This is a genomic window from Streptomyces sp. NRRL B-1140, from assembly GCF_001280065.1.
Taxonomy (GTDB): Bacteria; Actinomycetota; Actinomycetes; order Streptomycetales; family Streptomycetaceae; genus Streptomyces.
Window position 1 is genome coordinate 176,645 of sequence record NZ_LGEA01000102.1, and the last position, 22,410, is coordinate 199,054.

At 72.5% G+C, this 22,410-nt stretch carries 19 protein-coding genes; 14 read left to right on the forward strand and 5 right to left on the reverse strand.

All coding sequences use genetic code 11. The features are described from left to right. Window positions 1-43 precede the first annotated feature (43 nt). Window positions 44-742, forward strand: a complete 699-nt coding sequence (locus ADK65_RS38595) for a hypothetical protein (protein WP_053671980.1) — start codon at window positions 44-46, stop codon at window positions 740-742. Here ADK65_RS38595 and ADK65_RS21590 read toward each other — a convergent pair. Continuing rightward, on the reverse strand, window positions 682-1,443 hold the full coding sequence (locus tag ADK65_RS21590) for a hypothetical protein (RefSeq protein ID WP_053671981.1): 762 nt from the start codon (window positions 1,441-1,443) through the stop codon (window positions 682-684). The two genes, ADK65_RS38595 and ADK65_RS21590, sit on opposite strands and share 61 nt — an antisense overlap. A gap of 60 nt (window positions 1,444-1,503) precedes the next feature. Between ADK65_RS21590 and ADK65_RS21595 the strand changes: the two genes are divergently transcribed. The 9 genes from ADK65_RS21595 to ADK65_RS21635 all read left to right on the forward strand — a co-directional run bounded on the left by ADK65_RS21595 (window position 1,504) and on the right by ADK65_RS21635 (window position 13,858). Further along, window positions 1,504-2,286, forward strand: coding sequence for an adenosylcobinamide-GDP ribazoletransferase (locus tag ADK65_RS21595; protein WP_053671982.1), 783 nt, complete (start codon window positions 1,504-1,506; stop codon window positions 2,284-2,286). Window positions 2,287-2,365: 79 nt separating this feature from the next. Continuing rightward, on the forward strand, window positions 2,366-2,980 hold the full coding sequence (locus ADK65_RS21600; RefSeq protein WP_053671983.1) for an RDD family protein: 615 nt from the start codon (window positions 2,366-2,368) through the stop codon (window positions 2,978-2,980). 235 nt (window positions 2,981-3,215) lie between these two features. Beyond that, window positions 3,216-4,742 (forward strand): leucyl aminopeptidase, encoded by a 1,527-nt coding sequence (locus tag ADK65_RS21605; protein WP_053671984.1) that lies wholly within the window; start codon window positions 3,216-3,218, stop codon window positions 4,740-4,742. Between the two features lie 283 nt (window positions 4,743-5,025). Continuing rightward, window positions 5,026-6,414: a dihydrolipoyl dehydrogenase gene (gene lpdA, locus ADK65_RS21610; RefSeq protein ID WP_033312603.1), complete on the forward strand. Its 1,389-nt coding sequence runs from the start codon at window positions 5,026-5,028 to the stop codon at window positions 6,412-6,414. 63 nt (window positions 6,415-6,477) lie between these two features. Then, window positions 6,478-8,259, forward strand: coding sequence for a 2-oxoglutarate dehydrogenase, E2 component, dihydrolipoamide succinyltransferase (gene sucB / locus ADK65_RS21615; RefSeq protein ID WP_053671985.1), 1,782 nt, complete (start codon window positions 6,478-6,480; stop codon window positions 8,257-8,259). A 376-nt stretch (window positions 8,260-8,635) separates the two neighbouring features. Beyond that, on the forward strand, window positions 8,636-9,259 hold the full coding sequence (locus tag ADK65_RS21620; protein ID WP_053671986.1) for a GntR family transcriptional regulator: 624 nt from the start codon (window positions 8,636-8,638) through the stop codon (window positions 9,257-9,259). A 268-nt stretch (window positions 9,260-9,527) separates the two neighbouring features. After that, window positions 9,528-12,230 (forward strand): pyruvate dehydrogenase (acetyl-transferring), homodimeric type, encoded by a 2,703-nt coding sequence (gene aceE, locus ADK65_RS21625; protein WP_053671987.1) that lies wholly within the window; start codon window positions 9,528-9,530, stop codon window positions 12,228-12,230. Window positions 12,231-12,299: 69 nt separating this feature from the next. Then, a complete protein-coding gene (locus ADK65_RS21630) occupies window positions 12,300-13,283 on the forward strand; it encodes a helix-turn-helix transcriptional regulator (protein ID WP_053671988.1) in 984 nt (327 codons plus the stop codon). Between the two features lie 56 nt (window positions 13,284-13,339). After that, entirely contained in the window at window positions 13,340-13,858 is a 519-nt protein-coding gene (locus tag ADK65_RS21635; protein ID WP_053671989.1) for a DUF4240 domain-containing protein, read from the forward strand. On the opposite strand, the gene ADK65_RS21640 is transcribed toward ADK65_RS21635, so the two are convergent. Together ADK65_RS21640 and ADK65_RS21645 are read right to left on the reverse strand one after the other, a co-directional pair. Then, complete coding sequence (locus ADK65_RS21640; RefSeq protein WP_053671990.1) at window positions 13,859-14,101, reverse strand: hypothetical protein; 243 nt, start codon at window positions 14,099-14,101, stop codon at window positions 13,859-13,861. Between the two features lie 53 nt (window positions 14,102-14,154). After that, window positions 14,155-14,931: a peptidoglycan recognition protein gene (locus tag ADK65_RS21645; protein WP_234352932.1), complete on the reverse strand. Its 777-nt coding sequence runs from the start codon at window positions 14,929-14,931 to the stop codon at window positions 14,155-14,157. Between the two features lie 275 nt (window positions 14,932-15,206). On the opposite strand from ADK65_RS21645, the gene ADK65_RS21650 reads away from it, so the two are divergent. Then, window positions 15,207-16,391, forward strand: coding sequence for a MarP family serine protease (locus ADK65_RS21650; protein WP_053671992.1), 1,185 nt, complete (start codon window positions 15,207-15,209; stop codon window positions 16,389-16,391). Window positions 16,392-16,416: 25 nt separating this feature from the next. On the opposite strand, the gene ADK65_RS21655 is transcribed toward ADK65_RS21650, so the two are convergent. Then, the gene (locus ADK65_RS21655) at window positions 16,417-16,914 is read right to left on the reverse strand and encodes a GNAT family N-acetyltransferase (protein ID WP_107092346.1); all 498 of its coding nucleotides are present in this window, start codon (window positions 16,912-16,914) and stop codon (window positions 16,417-16,419) included. A gap of 71 nt (window positions 16,915-16,985) precedes the next feature. On the opposite strand from ADK65_RS21655, the gene ADK65_RS21660 reads away from it, so the two are divergent. Together ADK65_RS21660 and ADK65_RS21665 are read left to right on the forward strand one after the other, a co-directional pair. Next, a complete protein-coding gene (locus tag ADK65_RS21660) occupies window positions 16,986-17,888 on the forward strand; it encodes a TIGR01777 family oxidoreductase (protein ID WP_053671993.1) in 903 nt (300 codons plus the stop codon). Between the two features lie 436 nt (window positions 17,889-18,324). After that, window positions 18,325-19,731, forward strand: a complete 1,407-nt coding sequence (locus ADK65_RS21665; protein ID WP_053671994.1) for an NAD(P)/FAD-dependent oxidoreductase — start codon at window positions 18,325-18,327, stop codon at window positions 19,729-19,731. Between the two features lie 76 nt (window positions 19,732-19,807). Here ADK65_RS21665 and ADK65_RS21670 read toward each other — a convergent pair whose 3' ends face one another. Next, complete coding sequence (locus ADK65_RS21670) at window positions 19,808-21,286, reverse strand: hypothetical protein (protein WP_053671995.1); 1,479 nt, start codon at window positions 21,284-21,286, stop codon at window positions 19,808-19,810. 238 nt (window positions 21,287-21,524) lie between these two features. Here ADK65_RS21670 and lipB point away from each other — a divergent pair, with 238 nt between their 5' ends. Continuing rightward, on the forward strand, window positions 21,525-22,325 hold the full coding sequence (lipB, locus tag ADK65_RS21675) for a lipoyl(octanoyl) transferase LipB (RefSeq protein ID WP_053671996.1): 801 nt from the start codon (window positions 21,525-21,527) through the stop codon (window positions 22,323-22,325). Window positions 22,326-22,410 lie beyond the last annotated feature (85 nt).

Genomic DNA, 22,410 nt, shown 5'->3' on the forward strand with positions numbered 1-22,410 from the left:
ACACCCTCAGACCACGCCGTGCACGGACGGGGACGACCGCCGGATGACCACGCTCGCCCGCTGGGCCCGCGCCGAATGGGGTGCGCTGTACACCGCCATGCGCGGGCCGCTCGCCGAGCGGCGCTGGCGGGCCGCGCCGATGGCGGTCACGGCCGTGTGCCTCACGGCCGTGCTGCACGTCGTGCACAACCAGGCGTGGGGCTACCGCTTCGTGCAGGACGCCGGCGGCGTACGGGCCGAGGACCCGTTGTGGCTCGCGCTGCTGCGCACGCCGCTGTCGCTGTTCGTGCCCGCGCTCGATCTGCCGGTGTGGGGCGCGCTCGCGCAGATCCTGCTGGTGTTCGGCATCGCCGAGCTGTGCCTGGGCCGGTGGCGGACACTGGCCCTCGCCTACGTCGCGACGCTCGCGGGGACGCTCTACGCGCGCCTGGGCATCTGGCTGGGGACCGACGCGCCGATCGGCCTGCCCGCCTCGGACGCCCGGGTCGTGGACAGCGGGCCGTCGGCGGCGGTGGTGGGCCTGGCCGTCTTCCTGGGGTGGCGCCATCGCGCGTACGTCACGGCCTCGCTGGTGATCGTGGCGATGGTGGTCGAGGTCGTGGTGAAGGAAAACCTCGCGGGCAAGGAGCACCTGGCGGCGATCGCGGCGGTCCTGGCGCTGTGCGCGGCCTGCGAACTGCGTCAGCGGCGTTCGAGGGGCCGGGCCGGCTCGGGGTCGGGGGCGCCTCCGATCCAGTCCTGAACAGCGCGCATCGGGGTCGCCCAGCGGCGGTCGTGATGGTAGGAGCGCAGGGCGGATCTCGCCCGGGCGCGGGGCCGGTTGCGGTAGAAGCGCTTGGCCCACGGGGAGGTGGGCCGGGCCAGCCGTACGGCAGCGACCAGGGCGATGAAGGGGATGATCACGCCCACGACCGCGAGGCGGACCTTGCCCTTGAACAGGGCGATGAGGGCGAACGCGAAGTTCACGACGATGTTCCCGAGGACGACGGCGCGGTTCTGCTGCTGGTCGTCGCTGAGGTCGTCGACGCCCAGCGGCGAGAAGCCGATCAAGAGCAGGCCCACGAGGGAGGCGGTGAGGACGACCATCTCGACGCTCTTGCGGCCGCTCGGGGTCCAGTAGACGTCGGCGAGGTGCAGGACCAGGGCGAACTCGTCGAGGACGAGGCCCGCCCCGATGCCGAAGAACACCGCGGCCAGGCAGGACCCGAAGCCGTGCTGGCCACCCGCCACCGCGCCGAAGCCGCCGACGATCGTCAGGATGACCCCGGGGACCACGTGGTGGACGTGGACGCCGCCGCTGCTGACATTGCCGAAGGGGCCTTTGCCCGCCCGGATGAGACGGGTGATGAGCCGGGTGATCAGGAAGGTCAGCACGAAGGCGACGAGAGCGAGAAGCAGTGGCAGTTTGCCGGGCTCGATGATGTTCCGCTCCAGCCATCCCATATGTGAACTTTATCCTCGGCTGCCGTTCGCGCTCTCCTGACCGGCCGGTAGCCTGCGCCGGTGCCCACCACCTCGCCCCTCGACGGCCTCCGCTTCGCTTTCGGCACCCTCACGGTGATCCCGGTCCGGGTGACCCGGTGGGACCGTCAGGCCGCACGCGGCGGCATGCTGTGTGCTCCGCTGGCGGGGCTGGTGGTGGGCGCCGCCGCCGCCGGTCTCGGCCTGGCGCTGCTGTTCCTCGGTGCGGGCGCCCCGCTCGCCGCCGTGGCGAGTGTCTCGGTGCCGGCCGCACTCACCCGGGGACTGCATCTCGACGGGCTCGCGGACACCGCTGACGGGCTGGGCAGCGGGAAGCCCGCCGAGGACGCGCTGCGGATCATGAAGCAGTCCGACATCGGACCGTTCGGGGTCATCACCCTCGTCCTCGTCATGCTCGCGCAGGTCACCGCGCTCGCCCACGCCTACGACGCCTCCTGGGCCCGGGGCGCGTGCGCCGCCGTGGTCTCAGCGGCCCTCGCCCGGCTGGCCCTGACCCTGGCGGCCCGGACAGGGGTTCCGGCGGCTCGGCCGGAGGGGCTGGGCGCGGCGGTCGCGGGGGTGGTGCCCGTACGGGGGGCGGTGGCCGCGGCGGTGGCGTTCACCGTGGCCGCGGCGGCGTCCGGTGCCCTCTTCGGACCGTATGGCGTGATCCGTACGGTGCTCGCGGTCGTCCTCGCCCTGGCCGCCGCCGAGGCGCTGCTGCGTCACTGCACGCGCCGGTTCGGCGGAGTCACGGGGGACGTCTTCGGCGGTCTGGCGGAGACGGCGGCGACCACGGCGCTGGTCGTTCTGTCACTGGGCTGAAACGATCTCCCCGTGCCTCTCCTGCGCCTGCCACGGCACTAGCTTCCTGCCCCGACACCCAAGTGATCGGGGGACGTTCATGCCGAAGCTGCGCCGCGCCCTGGCCTGGTTCGTGGATTTCGCGTTGGTGGTGGCGCTGGCCTCGGCGCTCGCCGTGCTCACCTTCCACCGGGTCTCCGCGCTCGTCACCGACGTGCCCGAGCTGGCCACGCGCGGCGGTTTCGACCTGCTGACCTCGCGCGGTGACGTACTCGACGCCTCACAGGACCTCGGACTCTCGCTGTGGGACAAGTCGGTGCTGTACGTCGAGCAGGCCTTCGGGCTGCTGGTGCTGACGGTGTTCCTCTACCAGTGGGCGTGCCTGTCCCTGGCCGGGCGCACCGTCGGCAAGGCCCTGGTGGGGCTGAAGGTCACGACGGACTCCCCGCGCAGGGTCAGGGCGGCGCGCCGGGCCGCGGTCACCACCGCCGCGGACGTCGCCGTGTACGCCGTGGCCTGCGTGCTGCTGGTCGAGGGCCAGGTCGTGCTGTCGGTGCTGGTGTGGGCGGTCGCGGTGGTGCTGTTCCTGCTGAACGCGCTGCCGGTCCTCTCCCCCGGCCGCCGCTCCCTCGCCGACCGGTGCGCGGGCACCTCCGTCACCGGTATCGGGATCGGCAGGCCCGTCGCGGCCGGGGGCGGCGCCCGGGCCGTGTGACCCGGGTCACCGGTGTGAGGGAGCAGGAAACGGCCACTACGCCACCTACAGGTGAACGCCCGCAGGAATGAGCGTACGAGGCCACGCGCGTAGTCTCGTCGTCGAGTGTTCGCCGCACCGGGGAAGGCCCCGTGACACCCGTCCTGGAAGGTCGGCATAAGGTCGGCTGTCGGGCCCGGTCGACCCACACCGTTCGACCCCAGCAACTTCACATCGGAAGCGAGATTTCACCACCGTGACTGCTCTCACTCTCAGCACCGCCGCGGCGTCCGGTCTGCGGGCCGACGCGATCGTGATCGGTGTCGCCAAGGGTGCCAAGGGGCCGGTCGTCGCACCGGGCGCCGAGGCCGTGGACAAGGCGTACGACGGCAGGCTCGCCGGCGTTCTGGAGACGCTCGGCGCCTCCGGCGGCGAGGGCGAGGTGACGAAGGTGCCGGCACCGTCCGGCTTCAAGGCACCGCTCGTCCTGGCGGTCGGTCTGGGCGCGGTCCCGGAGAAGGACGCCGACTACGGGACCGAGGCCCTGCGCAAGGCCGCCGGCGTCGCCGCCCGCGCCCTGGCCGGGTCCAAGAAGGCCGCCTTCGCGCTGCCGCTCGGCGACGCCGCCGCCGCGGGTGCGATCGGGGAGGGCGCGCTGCTCGGCGCGTACTCCTTCGACGCCTACAAGGACAACGGCAAGGACCCCAAGGCGAAGAACGGCAAGGCTCCCCTCGCCGAGGTCGTCCTGCTCGGCGGCAAGCCGCGCGACAAGGCGTACAAGGCCGCGGTCGAGCGCGCCGTCGCCGTGTCCGAGGAGCTCAACCGCTCCCGCGACCTGGTCAACACCCCGCCGAACGACCTCAACCCCGAGTCGTTCGCCGCGATCGCCCAGGCGGCGGCGAAGGAACACGGCATCAAGATCCAGGTGCTCGACGAGAAGGCCCTGGCCAAGGGCGGCTACGGCGGCATCCTCGGCGTCGGCTCCGGCTCCGCGGCCACCCCGCGCCTGGTCAAGCTGTCCTACACCTCCTCCAAGGCGAAGAAGCACCTCGCCTTCGTCGGCAAGGGCATCACCTACGACTCGGGCGGTATCTCGCTCAAGCCGGCCGGTCACAACGAGACGATGAAGTGCGACATGGCCGGTGCGGCCTCGGTGTTCGCCGCGGTCGTCGCCGCCGCGCGTCTCGGCCTGGAGGTCAACGTCACCGGCTGGCTCGCCCTGGCCGAGAACATGCCCTCCGGGTCCGCGACTCGTCCGGGTGACGTGCTGCGCATGTACAGCGGCAAGACGGTGGAGGTGCTCAACACCGACGCCGAGGGCCGGCTGGTGCTCGCCGACGCGCTGTGGGCCGCCTCCCAGGAGAAGCCGGACGCCATCGTGGACGTGGCGACGCTGACCGGGGCGATGGTGCTGGCGCTGGGCAACCGGACGTTCGGGATCATGGGCAACGACGACGCGTTCCGTGCGGCGCTGGTCGAGGCCGCCGAGGAAGTCGGGGAGCCGGCGTGGCCGATGCCGCTGCCGGAGCACCTGCGCAAGGGGATGGACTCGGCCACGGCCGACATCGCGAACATGGGCGAGCGGATGGGCGGCGGGCTGGTCGCCGGTCTGTTCCTGCGCGAGTTCGTGGGCGAGGGCATCACGTGGGCGCACCTGGACATCGCCGGGCCGGCGTTCAACGAGGGCGGGCCCTTCGGGTACACCCCGAAGGGCGGCACGGGGACGGCTGTGCGGACGCTGGTGCGGCTGGCGGAGCTGACGGCTGCGGGCGATCTGGGCTGATCGCCGCCTGAGAGCTCGGTCTCGCCCGTTGTGTGGCGAGTGCGGGGGCGTGGGGGCTGTTCGCGCAGTTCCCCGCGCCCCTTCGGGGCACCTACCCGACAGCTCATCTGAACGTGGGGCGTCTCACACCGCAGCCCGGCGTCTCCTAGTGTGCCGACAAGTGCGAAGATGGGGCACGGCAGGACAGGGCCCCACCGAAGGGCCGAAGAACGAGCGGCCGGACACCAGCCGCCTGCCGGTCACTGAAGACCGGCTCACGGCGCACATGCATGGAGGACGTGACGTGGCGAACGACGCCAGCACCGTTTTCGACCTAGTGATCCTCGGCGGTGGCAGCGGTGGTTACGCCGCGGCCCTGCGCGGGGCGCAGCTGGGCCTGGACGTCGCCCTGATCGAGAAGGACAAGGTCGGCGGCACCTGCCTGCACCGGGGATGCATCCCCACCAAGGCCCTGCTGCACGCGGGCGAGATCGCCGACCAGGCGCGTGAGAGCGAGCAGTTCGGTGTGAAGGCCTCCTTCGAGGGCATCGACATCGCCGGGGTCCACAAGTACAAGGACGGCGTGATCGCCGGCCTGTACAAGGGCCTGCAAGGGCTCGTCGCCTCCCGGAAGGTGACCTACATCGAGGGTGAGGGCCGCCTGTCCTCCCCCACGTCCGTCGACGTGAACGGCCGCCGCGTCGAGGGCCGCCACATCCTGCTCGCGACCGGCTCCGTGCCGAAGTCGCTGCCGGGCCTGGACATCGACGGCAACCGGATCATCTCCTCCGACCACGCCCTCGTCCTGGACCGCGTGCCGAAGTCCGCGATCATCCTGGGCGGCGGCGTCATCGGCGTCGAGTTCGCCTCCGCGTGGAAGTCCTTCGGGACCGAGGTCACGATCGTCGAGGGCCTGAAGCACCTCGTCCCGGTCGAGGACGAGAACTCCTCCAAGCTGCTGGAGCGCGCGTTCCGCAAGCGCGGCATCAAGTTCAACCTGGGCACCTTCTTCCAGAAGGCCGAGTACACCCAGGACGGCGTCAAGGTCACCCTGGCCGATGGCAAGGAGTTCGAGGCCGAGGTCCTGCTGGTGGCCATCGGCCGCGGCCCGGTCTCCCAGGGCCTGGGCTACGAGGAGCAGGGCGTCGCGATGGACCGCGGCTACGTCCTGGTCGACGAGTACATGCGCACGAACGTGCCGACCATCTCCGCCGTCGGTGACCTGGTCCCGACCCTCCAGCTCGCGCACGTCGGCTTCGCCGAGGGCATCCTGGTGGCGGAGCGCCTGGCCGGTCTGAAGACCGTTCCGATCGACTACGACGGTGTCCCGCGGGTGACGTACTGCCACCCGGAGGTCGCCTCCGTCGGTATCACCGAGGCCAAGGCCAAGGAGATCTACGGTGCGGACAAGGTCGTCGCTCTGAAGTACAACCTCGCGGGCAACGGCAGGAGCAAGATCCTGAACACCGCGGGCGAGATCAAGCTCGTCCAGGTCAAGGACGGTGCCGTCGTCGGCGTCCACATGGTCGGCGACCGCATGGGCGAGCAGGTCGGCGAGGCCCAGCTCATCTACAACTGGGAGGCGCTGCCCGCCGAGGTCGCGCAGCTCATCCACGCCCACCCGACCCAGAGCGAGGCGCTCGGCGAGGCCCACCTGGCCCTCGCAGGCAAGCCCCTCCACGCGCACGACTGACCCCTCGGTCGACACACGCGACGACACAGACTTCCGCACTTTCCGTAAGGAGCAACCGAAACCATGGCGGTTTCCGTAACCCTTCCGGCGCTCGGTGAGAGCGTCACCGAGGGCACTGTCACCCGCTGGCTGAAGGCCGAGGGCGAGCGCGTCGAGGCCGACGAGCCGCTGCTCGAGGTGTCGACCGACAAGGTCGACACCGAGATCCCCTCGCCCGCCGCCGGTGTCCTGGCGTCCATCAAGGTCGCCGAGGACGAGACGGTCGAGGTCGGCGCCGAGCTGGCCCTGATCGACGACGGCAGCGGCGCGCCCGCCGCCGAGCAGGCCCCGCAGGCCGAGCAGGTCGCCGAGCCCGCTCCCGAGCCGGCCCCGGCCGCCCCGTCCACCGAGCAGGCCGCCCCGGCGCCCGCTCCCTCCGCCGACGCCGCCGCCGGCGGCGGTTCCGCCGAGGGCACGGACGTCGTCCTGCCCGCGCTCGGCGAGTCCGTCACCGAAGGCACCGTCACCCGCTGGCTGAAGTCGGTCGGCGACACCGTCGAGGCCGACGAGCCGCTGCTCGAGGTCTCCACCGACAAGGTCGACACCGAGATCCCGGCGCCCACCTCGGGCACGCTGCTGGAGATCGTCGTCGGCGAGGACGAGACCGCCGAGGTCGGCGCCAAGCTCGCCGTGATCGGCGAGGCGGGTGCCGCTCCGGCCGCCGCCCCGGCGCAGGAGGCCCCGGCCGCTCCGGCCCAGCCCGAGCCCACTCCGGCTCCGGCCCCGGCACAGCCCGCCCCGGCCCCGCAGGCCCCGTCCGCCCCGGCCCCGCAGCAGCAGGTCACCCCGGCTCCCGAGCCGGCTCCGGCCGCTCCCGCGCCCGCCCCGGCTCCGGCCCAGGCCCCGGCCGCTCCCGCCGCCAAGCCGGCCGACGACGGCGCCTACGTCACCCCGCTGGTGCGCAAGCTCGCCGCCGAGCAGGGCGTCGACCTGGCCACCGTCAAGGGCACCGGCGTCGGCGGGCGGATCCGCAAGCAGGACGTCGTCGCCGCCGCCGAGGCCGCGAAGAGCGCCGCCGCCGCCCCGGCCCCCGCCGCTGCCGCCCCGTCGGCCGCGAAGAAGGCCCCGGTGCTGGAGGCGTCGCCGCTGCGCGGCCAGACCGTGAAGATGCCGCGGATCCGCAAGGTCATCGGCGACAACATGGTCAAGGCCCTGACCGAGCAGGCCCAGCTGTCCTCGGTCGTCGAGGTCGACGTCACCCGTCTGATGAAGCTGCGCGCCCGTGCCAAGGACGCGTTCGCGTCGCGTGAGGGCGTCAAGCTCTCCCCGATGCCGTTCTTCGTCAAGGCCGCGGCCCAGGCGCTGAAGGCGCACGCGCCGATCAACGCCAAGATCAACGAGGCCGAGGGGACCATCACCTACTTCGACACCGAGAACATCGGTATCGCGGTGGACTCCGAGAAGGGCCTGATGACCCCGGTCATCAAGAACGCCGGTGACCTCAACCTCGCCGGCATCGCCAAGGCCACGGCCGACCTGGCGGGCAAGGTCCGCGCCAACAAGATCACCCCGGACGAGCTGTCCGGCGCGACCTTCACCATCTCCAACACCGGGTCGCGCGGCGCGCTCTTCGACACGATCATCGTGCCGCCGGGCCAGGTCGCCATCCTCGGCATCGGCGCGACGGTCAAGCGTCCCGCCGTCATCGAGACGGAGGAGGGCACGGTCATCGGCGTCCGCGACATGACGTACCTGACCCTGTCCTACGACCACCGCCTGGTGGACGGTGCCGACGCCGCCCGTTACCTGACGGCGGTCAAGGCCATCCTGGAGGCGGGCGAGTTCGAGGTCGAGCTCGGCCTGTAGCCACACCAGGGTTTCGATCCTGCCGCGGTGCCCCGTCCGGAACGTCTCCGGGCGGGGCACGGCGTTTTTCGGGAGCAGGGCGCCTGAGAGCTCGGTGTGACCGGTCGTCGGGCGGGTGCGGGTAGTCGTGGGCTGGTCGCGCAGTTCCCGGCGCCCCTTGAGGTAGGCCCGCTGCACGTGCTTCGGGGGCGCGGGGAACCGCGCGATCAGCCACACACGACGGTCAGCCGAAGGACACGCACACCCCCACGGCGCCCGAACAGCACCGCCCCCCGTGTAAGTCTCGTCTCACCTGCACCAAGACGCCCCCACCCGCCCCACCCGCGGAGCGAACCGGCCGTATTGTCTAAACGTCAATCCCGACTGAGGAGCCCTCATGACCGCGCCCGTCATCCACTCGCTCCGCGAGCAGATCCGCGAGCACATCCTGGAGGGGATCATCAGCGGACGCTGGCAGCCGGGCGAGCGGATCGTCGAGCGCCGGATCGCCACCGAGCTGGAGGTCAGCCAGACCCCGGTCCGCGAGGCCCTGCGCGAGCTGGAGTCCCTGCGGCTGATCGAGTCCGCTCCGAACAAGGGCGTGCGCGTCCGCAACCTCACGGCCGCCGACCTGGAGGAGAGCTACCCGGTCCGGGCCGGCCTGGAGGCGATCGCCGCGGAGCTGGCCGCCCAGGGCCTGGCGGAGGACTGCACGGCGCTGGAGCCCCATGTCACCGCCCTGTACGAGGCCGACCATGCCGCCGACGGCACCGCCCAGGTCCGCCACACGGTCGCCTTCCACCGCGAAATGGTCCGCGCCGCCGGCAACTCCGTCCTGCTGCACACCTGGGAAGGCCTCGGCATCGAGGTGTTCACGGCCCTGTCCATCCGCTGGCTGGGCACGCAGCAGCAGTCGTACGCCGAGGAGCACGAGGAGCTCGTCGCCGCGTTCAAGCGCCGTGACCCCCGGATCGCCGAACTCGTGAAGGCGCACGTCCTGGGCTGCGCGCCCCGGGCGTGACACTCGAGCACATACCCGCTCAAAAGCCTCCGACCTGCGGAAACCATTCGAAAACCAGTCACCGCGTGCCACCGGCCGAGGCACCCCGTGCCTACTTTCTCGTGATCAAGAGGTTTTACCCCTCAACCCTTTGATCGATCATCGATCAGGGAGTTACAGTCGCCGACGGGCTTGCCACCCAAGCCCTCCGCCCTGTCCTGCCAAAGACAAAGGGCACCCCCGATCCCCGCATGTGAGGGAACCCCCTTCGACTGAGGAAGGCGGCGACATGACCGACCCCAACGCCATCCAGCCGAGCGAGCTCGACCAGCTCCCCGACCGGGACCCCGAGGAGACCGCCGAATGGCAGGCCTCCCTGGACGCGGTCACCAAGGCTGCCGGGCCGCACCGTGCCGCATACCTGATGCGCCGCACGCTGGAGCGCGCCGAGGGCGCCGGCATCGCGCTGCCGAAGCTCCTCGAGACCGACTACGTCAACTCCATCCCGACCTCCGCCGAACCGGCCGTGCCCGGTGACGAGGCGCTGGAGCAGCGGATCACCGCGTGGAACCGCTGGAACGCGGCCGCGATGGTGACCCGCGGCAGCAAGTACGGCGTCGGCGGCCACATCGCCACCTTCGCCTCCGCCGCCTGGCTGTACGAGACGGGCTTCAACCACTTCTTCAAGGGCAAAGAGGCCGACGGCTCCGGCGACCAGCTCTACATCCAGGGCCACGCCTCCCCCGGCATCTACGCCCGCGCGTTCCTCGACGGCCGTCTGAACGAGGAGCAGCTCGACAACTTCCGCCGGGAGGCGGGCGGCAACGGCCTGCCCTCCTACCCGCACCCGCGCCGCCTGCCCTGGCTGTGGGAGTTCCCGACGGTCTCCATGGGCCTCGGCCCGCTGTCGGCGATCTACCAGGCGCGCTTCAACCGCTATCTGGCCAACCGCGGCATCAAGGACACCGCCGGTTCGCACGTGTGGGCGTTCCTCGGCGACGGCGAGATGGACGAGCCCGAGTCGACGGCGGCCCTGGCGCTCGCGGCCCGTGAGGAGCTGGACAACCTCACGTTCGTCATCAACTGCAACCTGCAGCGCCTGGACGGCCCGGTCCGCGCCAACTTCAAGATCGTGCAGGAGCTGGAGGCCCAGTTCCGCGGCGCCGGCTGGAACGTCGTCAAGACGCTGTGGGGCACGGCCTGGGACGAGCTGTTCCGGCTCGACACCACCGGCGCGCTCGTACGCCGCCTGCGCCAGGTACCCGACGCGCAGATCCAGACGTACCAGACCCGCGACGCGGCCTACATCCGCCAGGACTTCTTCGGCGGCGACCCGGCGCTCGTGGAGATGGCGAAGCTGCTGAGCGACGACAAGATCCTGGAGTGCTTCCACCTCTCGCGCGGTGGTCACGAGTCCCGCAAGGTGTTCGCCGCGTACAAGGCGGCCGTCGAGCACAAGGGCGCGCCGACCGTGATCCTGGCCCAGACGGTCAAGGGCCACACCCTGGGTGAGGGCTTCGCGTCGAAGAACGCCAACCACCAGATGAAGAAGCTCTCGGTGGACGAGTTCAAGAACATGCGCGATCTGCTGGAGCTGCCCATCAAGGACAGCGACTTCGTCGACGGCGTGGTGCCCTACGGCCACCCGGGCGCCGACTCCCCCGAGGTCCGCTACCTCCAGGAGCGGCGTGCCGCCCTCGGCGGCCCGGCCCCGGCCCGGCGCGTCCACCCGGTCGCCCCGCTGCCCGCGCCCGCCGAGAAGGCGTTCGCGTCCTTCGACAAGGGCTCCGGCTCGCAGAACGTGGCCACCACCATGGCGTTCGTCCGCCTGGTCAAGGACCTGGTCCGCGACAAGGAGACCGGCAAGCGCTGGGTGCCGATCGTCCCGGACGAGGCACGCACCTTCGGTATGGAGTCGCTGTTCCCGTCGCTCGGCATCTACTCGCCGAAGGGCCAGACATACGAGCCGGTCGACCGTGACCAGCTCATGTACTACAAGGAGGCCCAGAACGGCCAGATCCTCAACGAGGGGATCACCGAGGCCGGTTCGATGGCCGACTTCATCGCCGCTTCGACGTCGTACGCGACGCACGGCGAGGCGATGATTCCGTTCTACATCTTCTACTCGATGTTCGGCTGGCAGCGCACGGCCGACCAGATGTGGCAGCTCGGCGACCAGCTCGGCCGCGGCTTCCTCGTCGGCGCCACGGCCGGCCGCACCACCCTGACCGGTGAGGGCCTGCAGCACGCCGACGGCCACTCCCCCGTGATCGCGGCGACCAACCCGGCGGCGCTGACGTACGACCCGGCGTTCGCCTACGAGGTCGCGACGATCGTCAAGGACGGTCTGCGCCGGATGTACGGCGAGGCGGCCCCGGGTGAGGACCAGAACGTCTTCTACTACCTCACCGTCTACAACGAGCCGATGCCGCAGCCCGCGAAGCCGTCCGCCGACGGCGTCGACGAGGGCATCGTCAAGGGCCTGTACCGCTTCAACACGGCGGAGTCGGCGGGCATCACGCCCCCGGCGAACGCCCCGCGGATCCAGCTGCTCGGCTCCGGTACGGCGATCCACTGGGCGCTCAAGGCGCAGCGGCTGCTCGCCGAGGAGTGGGGCGTGGCGGCCGACGTGTGGTCGGCGACGTCCTGGAGCGAGCTGCGCCGGGACGCCCTGGAGGCGGACGAGGCGCTGCTGCGCGGCGAGGAGCGGGTGCCGTTCGTGCGGCAGGCGCTCCAGGGCGCCGAGGGCCCGGTGCTGGCGGTCTCCGACTACATGCGCCAGGTCCCGGACCAGATCGCGCAGTGGGTCGAGCAGGACTGGTCCTCGCTGGGCGCCGACGGCTTCGGCCTCTCGGACACCCGTGAGGCGGCCCGCCGCCACTTCGGTGTGGACGCGGAGTCGATCGTCGTCGCGGCCCTGGCGCAGCTCGCCAAGCGCGGCGAGGTGAAGGCGGCGTCCGTGAAGGAAGCGCGCGAGCAGTACGGTCTGTGATCACCGACCGCTGACCGGCAGGCCCCCGCCCGGGACACCTCGGGCGGGGGCCTGCTGCATGATGTCGCCATGCGTGCTGCCCGGCTGATCAAGATGGTGCTGCTCCTCCAGTCCCGGCCCTCCATGACGGCCGCCGAGCTCGCCCGGGAGCTGGAGGTGTCGGAACGGACGGTGACGCGCGACGCGCAGGCGCTGTCGGAGGCGGGCGTGCCGGTGTACGCGGACCGGGGCCGGGCCGGCGGCTACCGGCTGGTCGGCGGGTACCGGACGCGGCTGACGGGGCTGCACCGCGGTGAGGCCGAGGCGCTGTTCCTGTCCGGGGTGCCGGGGGCGCTGCGCGAGATGGGCCTGGAGGACGCCGCCTCGGCCGCCCGGCTGAAGGTGTCGGCCGCGCTGCTGCCCTCCCTGCGGGACGCCTCCCGGTCGGCCGCCCAGCGGTTTCACCTGGACGCACCGAACTGGTTCCGGGAGCCGAAGACGCCCGCGCTGCTGCCGGCCGTCGCCGACGCGGTGTGGGACGACCGGCGGATCGGCGCGCGCTACCGGCGCGGGGAGGACGAGGTCGTCCGGGAACTGGAGCCGTACGGGCTCGTGCTGAAGGCGGGCGTCTGGTACCTGTGCGCCCGGGTGGCCGGGCCCGGGTCGTTCCGGGTCTACCGGATCGACCGGTTCACGGCGGTGGACACCGGCGGGGAGCGCTTCGAGCGGGATTCGGACTTCGACCTGCCGGCGTTCTGGGAGGAGCGGGCGGCGCAGTTCGCGCGGTCCCTCCTGCGGGTGCGGGTCGTGGTGCGGCTGTCCCCCGAAGGGGTGCGCGCACTGCCGTACGCCCTCGACTCGGGCTCCCGGGAGGCTCTGGCGGACGCGGACGCCCCGGACGCGGACGGCTGGGTGACGGTGGCCCTGCCGGTGGAGTCCGAGGAGGTCGCGCATACCCAGCTGGCGGCGCTGGGTCCGGAGGTGGAGGTACTGGCGCCGGAGGGCCTGCGCGAGCGGTTCGCCGGGGACGCGGCGCGGCTGGCCCGGCTCTACCGGTCCGGGGACGGCGCATAACGATCCCGCCCACTCCGGGTGCGCCCCTGTGTCCCAGGCCCGATGCTTGACCCGTGATGGACGAGACGGAGTTCTGGGAGCTGGTGGACGACGCCCGGGAGGCCGCCGAGGGCGACCCGGAGGAGCAGGCGGACCTGCTCGTGGACCGGCTCGCCCAGCTGGATCCGGACTCGGTCCTGGACTTCGCACGGCACTTCGAGTCCCGCTACAACCGCGCCTACCGCTGGGACCTGTGGGGCGCCGCCTGGGTGCTGCTCGACGGGGCGAGCGACGACGCCTTCGACTTCTTCCGGTGCTGGCTGATCGGCCAGGGGCGCGAGGTGTTCGAGGGTGCCGTGCACGACCCGGACGCGCTCGCCGACCTGCTGGACGACTTCGACGAGGAGATCGACGGCGACGGCGAGGAACTCGGCTACGCGGCGGACGAGGCCTACGAGCAGCTGACCGGCGTGGTCGCCCCCGACCTGGAGATCGCGCCGGCACCCCCGGAACCGGAGGGCACGCCGCTCGACTTCGAGAACGAGGGGCTGCTGGCCGAGCGCTATCCGCGGCTGTGGCAGCGCTTCCGGGGCTGATCAGGCGGCCCGGCGGCGGCTCGTGTCGGAGGGGATGTACGCGTGCGTCCCATCGGCCCGCGCCGCGTGGTGCAGCGGTGCGGCGTTGGCCTGGTCGAGCGCGGAGGCGGTGACCGCGGCCGGGCCCAGTACGACGGTCACGACCGCGCACAGCACCGCCCAGGGGCCGCGCGCGGCCACCGCCCGCGTACCCGGCTCCCCGGCGCTCCCCGTGTGCCTGGCCTTCGTACGACCGTTGTTCATGGTCCCCACCTCCAGTCGGCTGCCTGTGGGGACGACCGTAGGAGACCGGGATCTCAGGACGCTGCGCGTTCGCTGTGGCCTTGCTGTGGGCCGTCCGGCCGGCCCTGGAGACGGGCCGCGAGCTCCCGGATCTCGGGAAGGCGGGCGTGCAGGGCGGCGCCCGGGCAGCTGGTCATGTAGCCGTCGTTGTGGCCCGCGAGGGCGGGCAGGCGGGCTGTGGTGCCGGCCGCGTACCGGCTCAGGCCGTTGCTGGAGACCAGGCGGACGTCCGAGCGCGGGTCCGTGCCGCTCAGGCCGAGTTTCCAGGCCGAGAGCGCGGCGATCGCGCGGATCATGGGCTGGGGGACGGGCATGCCCTCGGTGAAGGTGCCGAGGGCGGCGATGCCCGCGGTGCGGTGGTTGAAGCCCTGGGTGTGGGCGCCGGTGACGGCCCGCTCCACACCTCCGGCGCGCCCCTCGTAGATGGTGCCGCAGCGGTCGACGACGAAGTTGTAGCCGATGTCGTCCCAGTCGCGGGTGCCGGTCTGGCCGGTGTAGAGGTCCCGGATGATGCGGGGCGCGTCGGCGCAGTCGTAGCCGTTGGGCGAGTCGGTGTGGTGGACGAAGACGGCGGCGACCCGGTCGTCGTAGCGGGGGCGTGGCTGTGCGCGGGCGGCGTCGCCCAGCCAGTGCGCTCTCGGCTCGATGGGCGGGCGCGGGGCGGTGTGGGACCTGGCCGGGGAGCGGGGCGGGGCGGCGCGGGAGCCGGTGTCGGCGGCGTTCTCCACGCCGTGGGCACACAGGAACAGCGCCACGACGGCGGCGGCGCCCGGCAGACAGCCCAGCAGCACGCGGGCCGTGCGCGGCAGGCCGGCTATGCCGGGCGCCCGGTCGGCGGAGCGCCCGCGTGCGCCCCGCCGTCTTCGGAAGACACGCATGGTCCCACTGTCGGCCTGATCCGGTCCGTCCGCGATGTGTGATGTGCCACCCGGTGGAACCATCGTCACGGTCCGCGGCGTTTTTCCATGTGCACGCTCGCGACCGATTCCGATCACCCGTGCGCGTGTGACTGATCACCGGGCCCTCCCCCCGCGTATTAAGGGGTCCCGAGAGAAAGGCGGCGTGCGTGGACCTGCTCGACATCCTGCTGTTGCTGGTCGTCCTGGCCTACGCGGCGTCCGGCTACCGGCGCGGGCTGGTGGCCGGCTGTGTGTCGCTGGCGGGCTTCGTGGGCGGTGCGGTCGTCGGCGTGTGGGTCCTGCCGTGGGTGATGGACCTGGTGGAGGCCGGCACGACCCGGGCGACGCTGACGGCGGTGTTCACGGTGCTCCTCCCGGCGGTGGTGGGACACGAGCTGGCGGGACGCCTCGCGCTGCGGTTGCGGCGGGAGCTGGACCGCGGGCCGCTGCGGGTGGCGGACGGGGTCGGCGGGGCGGTGGCCAACGCGGTGGCCGTTCTCATCGTGGCGTGGGTGGCCGCGAGTGTCCTGGGCGCTTCCTCGTCACCGCTGGTCACCTCGGCGATCCGGGACTCGCGGCTGCTCGGCGCCGTGCAGCGGACGATGCCGGACACCACCCCGGCCTGGTTCTCGGGGGCCACGTCCGCGCTGACACAGGCGGGCTTCCCGCAGGTCTTCAACCCCTTCGAGAACGAGTCGACGGCCGAGGTCGCCAGACCGACCGGCGACAGCGTCACCGCGGCCGCCACCGACGCAGCCAAGCGGAGCACGGTGAAGGTCGAGGGCGTCGCGGGCACCCAGGGACGCGAGGGCAGCGGGTTCGTCTTCGCGCGCGAGCGCGTGATGACCAACGCCCATGTGGTGGCGGGCATCGACGAACCGACCGTCCAGATCGGCGGCGTCGGGCGGACGTACGAGGCGCGGGTGGTGCTCTTCGACCCGCAGAAGGACGTGGCCGTGCTGTACGTGCCGGGCCTCAGGGCGCCCGTGCTGCGGTTCGACGACGACGCCGAGCGCGGTGACTCGGCGGTCGTCGCCGGTTATCCGCAGGACGGCGATCTGAACCTCCAGGCCGCGACGGTCGCCAACCGGGTGCGGGCCACGGGCCAGAACATCTACAACGACGGGACGGCCACCCGGGAGATCTACTCGATCCGCTCCACGGTCCGGCCGGGCAACTCCGGCGGCCCGCTGCTCACCACGGACGGCCGGGTGTTCGGTGTGGTCTTCGCCCGCTCCACCTCGGACGCCGAGACGGGCTACGTCCTGACGGCGGACGAGGTCGCCTCCGACGCGCGCAGCGCGGCGGGCGCGACGGCACCGGTGGACACGGGGGACCTGGCCGCGTCGTAGTACCGGCTCACGGCCGGCGCCGGGCTCAGAGGAAGCGTCCCATCGCCACGTCGTCGACGTAGGTCCCGTCGAGCAGGAACTCCTCGGGCAGGATCCCCTCGACCGCGAAGCCCTCGGCCGCGTAGAGCGCCCGGGCCGGGGTGTTGTGCCCGAGGACGCGCAGGGTGATGCGGCGGGCGCCGCGCCGGCGGGCCTCTTCGACGGCGGCCCGGACCAGTGCCCGCCCGACCCCGCGGCCGCGCGCCTCCCCGGCGACGGCGAGGCCCTGGATCTGGCGGACGTGCCGGTTCGAGTCGACCGGCGTGGGGAAACCGAGGAGGACGTAGCCCACGAGACGGTCGCCGAGCTCGGCGACCAGGCAGTCGTCGGGGGCGTGCCGCTCGCTGAAGAAGGGAGCGTACGGCGGCTGCGGCTCGGGCGTCACCGCGTGCAGGGGCGACCAGGCGAGCCGGTCGAGCAGGGCCAGTTCGTCGCCGTCCTCGGTGCGGGCGGTGCGGATGCGTGGTTCGGGCAGCTCGGGCACAGGCGTCACCCTACGGCGGGCGGATCGAGGCCTTGCAAGGGTTTTACGGGGTCACCCGGCAGGATTGGTTTATGGAACATTCAAGATTCGCGGTCGCGGGTGCGTCCGGGCTCATCGGCAGCGCCCTCGTTCGGTCCCTGACCGCCGACGGACACGAGGTGCGGCGCCTGGTGCGCGGCACGCCCCGCTCGGCCGGGGAGATCCGCTGGGACCCCGAGGCCGGGCGGGTGGACGCGGCCGGGCTCGCCGGGTGCCACGCGGTGGTGAACCTGGCCGGGGCCGGGGTCGGCGACCGGCGCTGGACGGATGCCTACAAGCGGCGGATCCGCGACAGCCGGGTGAACGGCACGGCGGCTCTCGCCGAGGCGGTCGCGTCGCTGGACGCGCAGGACCGCCCACGGGTCTTCGTGAACGGCAGCGCCATCGGTTACTACGGCGAGACCGGACAGCGCGCGGTCGACGAGAGCGCGCCCGCGGGAGAGGGTTTCCTGCCCGCGCTGTGCGTCGAGTGGGAGGGGGCCACCGCACCCGCCCAGGCGGCCGGTGTGCGCACGGTGTTCACCCGCACCGGCCTGGTCGTCTCCCGGCAGGGCGGCGCCTGGGGGCGGCTGTTCCCGCTGTTCCTGGCGGGGGCCGGCGGGCGGATGGGCGACGGGCGGCAGTACTGGTCGTTCGTCGCGCTGCACGACGAGGTCGCCGCGATCCGGCACCTGATCGAGACCGACGGTCTGTCGGGGCCGTTCAACATCACCGCGCCGAACCCCGTGACGAATCGTGAGATCACGGCGGCGATGGGGCGCGTGCTGCACCGCCCGACCCTGTTCCCGGTGCCCGCGGGTGTCCTGCGGACCGTGCTGGGCGAGATGGCCGGGGACGTCCTGGGCAGTGCCCGGGTGCTGCCCGCCCGGCTGCTGGAATCGGGCTTCCGGTTCGCCTTCCCGGAGATCGAGGGAGCGATCAGGGCGGCCCTGTGACGCCTCGCCACCGGGTCCGGGACCGGGACCGGGGAGCGGGCCCACCGGCCACGCCCACCGGACCGCCCGTCCGGGACCCGGCCGGCACACGCCGAGCGCCTGCCCGGAGGCTCAGCCGACGCACACCGGGCCGCCGACCCACCTGCCTCGATCGACGCACACCGGCCACCCGTCCTGACCCCGGCAAGCGCGCACCGGCCGTCTGTCCGGGATCCGACCGGCCGTTCCCAGACACCTCCCCGAGCCGCACACCAGCCTCCTGCGACCACTTGATGCCCACAAGGCGTCCGAATGCGACCGCCGTGCGACCGTGCCCTGTCGATGCGCGACTCCCGATGACCGATCACGGTCCTACCCTCGACCAGAACTCGCGTATCCCTGCGGCCTGTTGAGGGCATGACGTCTCCAGCGCCCGCGCAACCTCGAGGAGGGGCACGTGCTTGAGCCCGCGTACCAGGCGGACGTGGTCGTCGTGGGGGCCGGGGTCGCCGGACTCTCGGCCGCGCACCGGCTGACCAGCGCAGGAGTGACGACCATGGTCCTGGAGGCCGCCCACGGGGTCGGCGGCCGCATGGCGACGGAGAAAGTCGACGGCTTCCGGCTCGACAGGATCGGCCAGTTGCTGTCCACGGCGTATCCGGAACTACGACTGACACCCGGTCTCGACGGGCTGGTGCTGCGGCCCTTCGCGCCCGGTGTCCTGCTGCACGGCGACGGACGCCACCACCGTGCCGGCGTCCAGCCGGGTTCTGGGGGCGCAAGGGGCGCACTGCACGCCGTACGCGCGCTGGCGAGTGCGCCCCGGTCGCCGTCCACGCCCAGGCCGCCCCGGAGGCCGGTGGCCGTGCCCGGCCGGCAGGTCTCGGTCCCCCGCAGCCGGCCCGGCGCTCCGCTGGGCACGGCCGTCGACCAGGCCCGGCTCGGCGCCGCCCTGACGCGGCTGGCGGGCACACCGGCCGAACGCCTGCTGGCCCGCCCGGAGTTGCCCGCCGGCCAGGCCCTGGCGGCACGCGGACTGCCCGCCCGTACGATCGACGGCTTCCTGCGTCCGCTGCTCGCCTCCCTGCTGTGCGACCCGGGCCTGACCACGTCCAGCCGGTGCGCGGACCTCGCGCTGCGCGCCTTCGCCCGGGGGAGGTTGTGCCTGCCGGAGGGTGGTGCGGAGGCTCTGCCCGAGCAGCTGGCTCGGACGCTGCCGCAGGGCACGGTGCGCACCGGTGTGCGCGTCACCTCCGTCTCGACGACCTCGGTGACCACCGCGGAGCACGGTGAGATCCGGTGCCGGGCGGTTCTGGTGGCGACGGGCGCACGCGCCGCCGCCGAGCTGCTGCCCGGGCTGCGGGTACCGGAGTTCCACCCGGTGACCGTGGTGCACCACACGACCGACGAGCCACCGGCGACGGGCGCGTCGCTGTTGCTCGACGCCGATCTCGGCGGACCGGTCGCGCACACGGCGGTGGTCAGCCACGTCGACCCCACCCGGGCGCCGGCGGGGCGGTCACTGGTGTCGTCGACGGTGCTCGGGCGGCCCCCCGGGGACGTCGACACGGCCGTGCGCATGCATCTGGCGCGGTTGTACGGGGTGTCGACGGCCCGGTGGGAGACGCTGGCCGTGCACCGAACGGTGGAGGCGGTGCCGGCGATGCGGCCGCCGCATGATCTGCGGCGGCCGGTGCGGTTGATCGCCGGGCTGTACGTGTGCGGGGATCACCGCGACACCAGCACGGTCCAGGGGGCGTTGCACTCGGGGCATCGGGCTTCGGCGGCGATTCTGGCGGACCTGGGGGCGGGGCGGTCGATGCATGTCGCCGATCCGCTGCCGACTGTGCCGCGGGCTGCGTAGGTGACTCGTCGGCTGCGGGCGTGGGGGTTGTTCACGCTCACGCGGCGGAGCCGCACATCGACACAGCCCCGCGCCCCTACAGAAGGGCCGCCACCTTGTCGCGGTAATTACGCACCGGAGCCGCGTCCTTGTACGGCTCCAGGCGGCGCTCGAAGTCCCTCACGTACTCCACCGCCCGCACCGAGCGCATCTCGGCCGCCTGGCCCGCCGCCTCGGCGGCGAGCTGGCACGCCTGGTCGAGTTCGCCGAGGCCCAGGCGGGCGGTGGCGAGGACCACACGACAGAAGAGGCGGCTGCGGGCGTAGGAGGGGGCCCGCAGCTGGAGGGAGCGCTCGGCGTGCTGGGCGGCGGCACGGAACTGCTGCAGGTCGCGGTGGCAGTGGCCGAACTCGTCGGCGAGCTGGGCCTCGTCGAAGAACCGCGCCCAGTGCGGCACGTCGTCGCCGGGCCGGGCGGTCTCCAGGGCGCGTTCGGCCCGGACCAGGGCGGCGGTGCAGGCCCGGACCTCTCCGAGCACCCCGTGCCCGCGCGCCTCGGAGGCGTGCAGCAGGGACTGGACGACGGGCGGTCCGGAGGTGCCGACGCCCTGCTGGGCCACTCGGGCGAGCTGGACGGCCTCCCGCCCGTGTCCGAGGTAGACGGCCTGGCGGCTCATGGTGACCAGCACGTAGGCCCCGTACGTGCGGTCCCCGGCCGCCTGGGACAGCCGCAGCGCCTGCACGAAGTAGCGCTGGGCGAGGCCGTGCGCGGCGATGTCGTACGAGGTCCAGCCGGCGAGCCGGGTCAGGTCCGCGGCGGCCCCGAACAGCCGGCGGCCGGTCTGCTCGCCGTAGGTGCCGCGCAGCATGGGCTCGCACTCGTGCTCCAGGTAGCGCACGAGGGCCTGGCGGGCGTGGCCGCCTCCGTAGGCGTCGTCGAGGGTGCGGAACAGTTCGCCGACCGAGCGCAGGGCGGCGATGTCGCCGGCGGTGACCTTCTGACCGGGTCCCCGTTCGGCCTGGCCGCGCCTGCGGGACAGGGACGGGGCGCCCTGCTCGGCGGTGGCCGTGGGGCGCAGGGCGGGGCGGCCCTGCGCCGGGATGCGGGACACGGGCGTCTCGCCCCGGGCGACCTTCTCGTCGGCCCGCCCGATCAGCCAGTCCCGGCTGGGCACGACGAGCCCGGCCGGGGTGAAGGCGATCTTGCGGAGCTCCGCGTGACTGCCGGAGTCCTTGCGCCACAGCCCGCTGACGATGTCGACGGCCTCCTCGGGGGTGGCGGCGAACTCCAGCCCCGCGTAGACGGGGGCACAGGCGTCCAGGCCCAGGTCCTGGGCGGTGAGGCGCCGGCCCAGGCGCCGGGTGAAGACCTCGGCGATCAGGGCCGGCGTGGTGCCCCTCGGCTGCTGGCCGCGCAGCCATCGGGTGACGGATGTCTTGTCGTATCTCAGATCAAGCCCGTGTTCGAGACCGAGCTGGTCCACGCGACGGGCGAGTCCCGCGTTGGAGAACCCCGCTTCTGCGATGAGCGCGGCGAGCTGTCGGTTGGGGGTGCGCTGCGCGGGTCGTTCCGTCATCTGCGGTGCGGTCTCCTGCCTTCCGGCCTTCGTGATGTGCGCGGATTGCCTGTGAGCAGGCCTTATGCCTTGCCGAACGGCGCGAATGTAGCGGAGAGTAAGCGCCCCATCACACACTTTCACGGACATTCATCCGATCGTGTGAGGATTGCCCCCGGGACTGACGTGTCCGGGCCGGACGTACAGTGGCTTGGGCGCTTTACGTGCCTGACACACCCGTCCGAGGGAGGCGCTTGCCGTGAGTGAGTTGCGGTTCGTCCGCATGGGGTTCGGTGACGAGGCCGTCGAGTACCAGGAGGCGTGGGACGAGCAGCGCCGGGTGCACGCGGCGCGCTTCGCGGACGAGATCCCCGACACCGTGCTGCTCCTGGAGCACCCTCCGGTCTACACGGCCGGCCGGCGCACGGCGGACGACGAGCGGCCGCTGGACGGCACGCCCGTCATCGACGTGGACCGCGGCGGCAAGATCACCTGGCACGGCCCGGGCCAGCTGGTGGGCTACCCCATCCAGAAGCTCCCGCGGCCGGTGGACGTCGTGGCGCACGTACGCCGCCTGGAAGAGGCCCTGATCCGCGTCTGCGCGGATTTCGGCCTGGAGACGAGCCGCGTCGAGGGCCGCAGCGGCGTGTGGATCCTGGGCGACCCGGTCGAGCAGCGCCCCGCACCCGGAGGGCTGTCGCTGGACTTCGACCCCCGGCTGCACGACGAGGAGTTCGACCCGCGCATGAACGGCCCGGAGTACGCGCCGTCCAACGCGGGCCAGCGCCGCGAGGACCGCAAGATCGCGGCGATCGGCATCCGGGTGGCCAAGGGCGTGACCATGCACGGCTTCGCGCTCAACGTGAACCCCGACAACAAGTGGTTCGACCGGATCATCCCCTGCGGCATCCGCGACGCGGGCGTGGCCTCGCTGGCCGGAGAGCTCGGCCGGGACGTCACCATCGAGGAGGTTCTGCCGGTGGCGGAGCGCCATCTGCGGGAGGTCCTGGAGAACGCGGAGCCGAAGCCGCGGGAGATCGAGAAGACCCCGGCGGCATAAAAGAGCCCGTGGCGGGGCTGGAGGGGTAGCGCCCACACAGGCATTCAAATCAACGGGCGTACCCTTGAGGACGCCGAAGAATCAA